2 protein-coding genes are annotated in these 5,232 nt (G+C 34.1%); both read left to right on the plus strand.

Annotation, left to right across the window (positions count from 1 at the left end; all coding sequences use genetic code 11):
- Positions 1-248 precede the first annotated feature (248 nt).
- The gene (locus FEZ08_RS12050) at positions 249-1,415 is read left to right on the plus strand and encodes an IS110 family RNA-guided transposase (protein WP_138192756.1); all 1,167 of its coding nucleotides are present in this window, start codon (positions 249-251) and stop codon (positions 1,413-1,415) included.
- A 97-nt stretch (positions 1,416-1,512) separates the two neighbouring features.
- Complete coding sequence (locus FEZ08_RS12055; RefSeq protein WP_171015081.1) at positions 1,513-5,193, plus strand: M23 family metallopeptidase; 3,681 nt, start codon at positions 1,513-1,515, stop codon at positions 5,191-5,193.
- The last annotated feature ends 39 nt before the right edge of the window (positions 5,194-5,232 follow it).

Raw genomic sequence — 5,232 nt, forward strand, 5'->3', positions numbered from 1 at the left:
TCCTTGTATAATAAAGACAGAGTTTATTGTAGAGTTAAATATTCTATGATAAGCTCTTTTTATATTGTTGTGGATCACTTTAGATCTTCCTGTAGCATTGACTACTTCGATGAGACTGTGAACACAACATAATTGTAGAATGATTATGAGTTAGATAAGCCTCTGAGCTATTATTTCGGACAAGGTTACATCGCAATTATGTTTGTGGGCTACCATAACGATAAATAATAATCTTTGGAGGATAATTCATGAATCATTCTATTTTTGTTGGTATTGATGTCGCAAAACATTATCATGACGCCCACATTTTTAATCAAAACACTGGTGAAGTCATTCATCCACACTTTCATTTCGTAAATGACAGCACTGGTTTCGAAGCATTATTACACTTAGTAAGTACATTTAATAAAGATGAAGTTCTATTTGGAGTTGAATCAACTGGAAGATATCATATTCAGTTGGTCAAATATTTACACCATAAAGGGTATTCAATTGGAATATTAAATCCACTGCAGACCAATAGACTTCGAGAAGTTGAATTGCGTCAAACTAAGACTGACAAAATAGATGCCAGAATAATCGTTCAAGCATTATTATTAAATTATCATCAAGAATACACCGAAACAAATTACGATGATTTGAAATATTTGAGTCGTGCTAGACATTCATGGGTTAAGGAGCGTTCTAAGTTAAAAGTAGATGTGATTAATTGTTTAGATACTTTGTTTCCTGAATATGCAGCTTACTTTAAAGGAGCCGGCGTTCATTCTAAAACTTCATATAATATATTGAAGAAATATCCATCAGCGCATTATATCTCACAAGCAAGAATTGATGGTTTATCCAATAAATTCGTACGAGTGTTAAAACATGCCACACCTGAAGGACTTAAAGAATTAGCTCAATCATCAATTGGCAGACATTCTAAAGCGATTGCATATCAACTAATCGCGACAATTGATCGTATTGATTTTATCTCAAAACAAATTTGCGAATTAGATAAACAAATTGACGTTCACTTACAATTGTTAGATTCTCCAATATTATCAATACCAGGCATTTCAAATGTCCTAGCGGCGGCGATTCTTGGAGAAATCGGCAACATTAAACGGTTTTCTAACGCGTCGAAAATCATTGCGTTTGCGGGACTAAACCCTAAAGTGCATCAGTCTGGTAATTTTATTGCGGCCAATATGCCTATAAGCAAGCGCGGTTCTAGACTACTACGATATGCTTTGATAAAGGCAGCATCAATAATTTGGCTGCATGACCCAACTTTTAAAGCCTACTATCTAAGAAAAAAAGCAACCGGCAAACATCACAATGTCGTTCTTGGTCATGTGGCTCATAAACTTGTTTTTGTTATCTATCGCTTAATCGATAATGGGATAATGTTTGAAAAAGGATATAATTGACTAAATTATGACTATAAATAAATTGTGAATAGTATATAATAAAATTAACTATAAAGGAGGAAAAAGTATGAAAAAATTTTTATTTGTTATTATCACAATGATTATGGTTGTATCAGTTACGCCTTTAGATGTATTTGCATTCGAGCAAGAACAATCAGCAACAAACACAGAATTGTCTACGACTAATAATGCAGAAGATGATGACGCAACTTCTGAAAATCAAAGAACTGACAATAGTGAGGAAATATCAGACAATAATGTTGATAGAGGGGCACAACGAACAACTGACCTAACAAGTATTGCTCAACCAACAGAGTTAAATGCATCCTATCTGTTTAGCATGGTCCAAGACGGCCAATTTAAAATACAGGCTGATACAAAAAATGGTGAATCAACATTGAATGCAGCTGATGTAAGCGCAAAATTGATTAATGTTCTAAATGGTAGCGAACAGTCTATGATAGTAGGACCAACAAGTAAACCTGGGTATATCAACTATGGGTTAAATCTTAATGACTGGAGCGTTGGCGAGTATACGATTCAGATAACAAATAAGCAGAAACAATTTAAAATTTCTAATTCTGAAAATAAGCAAAGTATTGCTACTCTTGGTAGCACAGGAAAAATAGCTTCTATTAGTCAGGAAGACGGAGAATTAAGAATTTTTATTAGTAACATGAGTGCTGATTACTTGGCTGGAATTATCGAATATAGTCAGTTTAGAATTCAAGCAGAAACTAGAATTGGAAGCCAACCGTTATTGGCATCGAATGTATCTGCAAAGCTGGTAAATGTTAATACACAACAAGAAACAACGTTAACACCAACAGCAACTTCAATGTTAGGACGCATTAATCTTGGAATGAATCTTAGTGATTGGAATGTTGGTGAATACGAAGTGAAAATTACCAGTGGTAGTAATATGAATTGGATTAGAAATACAATCAATATTCAAGACTCTTTTGACTTAGGTGCAACTGGACGAGTCGCGACTATTAGCCAAACAAATAACCGCCTTCGCATTACAGTAACTGAATATACTAATCTAAAAGCTGATTACTTATTTAGCATGGTACAAGATGGTCAATTTAAGATTCAAGCAGATACTAAAAATGAAACTATTAGTCAAAGCGCAACTGATGTAACAGCAAAATTAATAAATGTTGCAACAGGAACAGAACAAGCTATGATTGTTGGGTCTACCTCGAAATCTGGATACATTAATTATGGATTAAAACTGGCAGATTGGGGATTAGGTGAATATGAAGTTAAAATAACTAGTAAAAATTTAGATACCTGGGTTAAGAATTCTGAAAACCAGCAAAGTAGTGTAGTGCTTGGTAGTACAGGAAAAATTGCTCTTATAAATCAGAATAACGGTAGATTACGTATTATAATCACAAATATGAATGTGAATCATTTTGATGGATTAATTGAAAATAATCAATTAAGAATACAAGGGGATTCTCGATTAGGAACTCAAACATTAACAGCATCAAATGTAATTGCAAAATTAGTTGAAATAAATACGCAACAAGAAATATCACTAACACCAACAGCAACTTCGGTGGCTGGTCGTATTAATTATGGATTAAATATAACTAATTGGAATGTTGGCGAATATGAGATTCGTGTTACCACTGGAAATACTTTGACATGGATGACAAATGTTTCTAACAAACAAGAAACTATTGCCCTTGGAACAACTGGGAAGGTTGCGATTATTAGTCAAGCAAATAACCGCCTTCGCATTACAGTAACTGAATATGCTAATCTAAATGCTGATTATTTATTTAGTATGGTGCAAGATGATCAATTTAAGATTCAAGCAGATACTAAAAATGAAACCATTAGTCAAAGTGCAACTGATGTAACAGCAAAATTAATAAATGTTGCAACAGGAACAGAACAATCTATGATTATTGGGCCGACCTCAAAATCAGGATACATTAATTACGGACTGAAATTAGCAGATTGGGAGTTTGGTGAATATGAAGTTAAGGTGACCAATAAAAATCTTACTTCATGGATTATGAATTCTGGGAATCAACAAAATGTTGCTATACTTGGAAATACCGGAAAAATTGCTTTTGTTAATCAGAACAATGGGCATTTACGTATAACTATTACTAGTTTAAGCGCAGATTATCTATTTGGTTTAATTGAATATGGTCAACTTAGAATCCAAGCGGATTCGCGGTTGGGAGCACAAACGTTAACGGCATCAAATGTAACAGCTGAACTTGTGAATATAAATACGCGCGAAGAAACATCACTAACCCCAACAATAACTAGCGTTGCTGGACGTATTAATTATGGATTGAATCTGGCCAACTGGAAAACTGGTGAGTATGAGATTAGAATAAACAATGGTAAAAATAAGTCATGGATGACCAATTCGTCGAATAAAAACGATATTATCTTACTTGATGCGGCAACAAATAAAGTTGCAATAACTAAACAGGTAGATAATCATTTACGAATTATTATTACTAATGCAACTAATATCAATGCTAGCCATCTATATACTCTAAATGAAAATAACCGCTTTATTATTCAGGCTGATTCAACTTTTGATGTTGAAGATGGTACACAAAAATTATCATCGGGTATAGTTTCAGCGAAATTTGTTAATACTATTAATAACAAAGAGCAAGATATGATTATTGGTGCGACATCAAAAGCAGGTTTTATTAATTATGGTATTAATGCTCAAGATTTAGTTCCGGGTCATTATGAGATTAAACTGACATCCGGAGCGCTTAACACATGGATTACTGCTCAACCCAATATGAGAGAAACATTTTCAATTGGAAATAATGGAAAACTCGCAGAAATCAATGTAGTAAATGGAAGATTGCACATAAAGATTACATCACTTACTGCAAATTTCTTAGATGGCTTAAATCAAGATGGACAATTTAAAGTTCAAGCTGATACTAGAGTAAATGAACCTAACAGTTCGACTGCCTTAACTAAGGCTCAAGTCACAGCAGTGTTTGTTAACACTAGTTCAGGATATGAGCAGTCAATGTCTGTTGGGAACACTTCGGTTTCGGGATGTGTTAACTATGGACTGGATATTAATGTTTTAAAAGCGGGCGAATATAGGGTTCTATTGAGTTATAGTAAATACAAATTATGGATTAAAAATTTTGATAATAAACAAAAAACAATTAAGTTAGGTGATTCAGGAAAAACTGTTACTATCTTTGCTCAATCTGATGGTAACTTGCGAATTAAGATTACTGACAATTCTTCTTCTTTTATTTGGCCAACCGATTCCAGAACAATAACGGCTAACTATATGCCAAACGGCTCACCATGTGATTCTTGGAGTGGTCCAGCATGGTGTTATCCACATACTTCTGGTACAAATTGGGGAAGACACTATGGGATTGACATTGGAGGAACTTATGGGTCAAATGTTAAAGCTGCAGCTAGCGGTACAATCGTCGAAATTGACTATAATACGGGAGCAAGAGGAAACTATATTATCATAAGTCATGGGAATGGATTATATACGGGCTATTATCATCTGAGTGGGTTTCAACGCACTAGTGGTTATGTTTCACAAGGAGAGACAATCGGCTATATGGGTGGATCTGGATATTATGATCTAAAATACTATGACACCCATCTCCATTTCCAGGTTGTTAAAGGGAGTTATTATTCTAATGATTATAGTGTAGATCCTGCAAACTATCTTCCCGGATTAACGTATCAATGGGGCTATAGTAGATCCTTTCAAGTTACGCTATTAAAGAATGAACAATAATTTTATGATTATATATTGACAATTACATAGTTAGCTCAT

Source organism: Culicoidibacter larvae (genome assembly GCF_005771635.1).
Classification (GTDB): domain Bacteria; phylum Bacillota_I; class Bacilli_A; order Culicoidibacterales; family Culicoidibacteraceae; genus Culicoidibacter; species Culicoidibacter larvae.

Excerpts from the sequence above, each read along its gene's own strand:
- FEZ08_RS12050 (WP_138192756.1), top strand. The coding sequence starts at position 249 with ATGAATCATTCTATTTTTGTTGGTATTGATGTCGCAAAACATTATCAT.
- FEZ08_RS12055 (WP_171015081.1), top strand. The coding sequence starts at position 1,513 with ATGATTATGGTTGTATCAGTTACGCCTTTAGATGTATTTGCATTCGAG.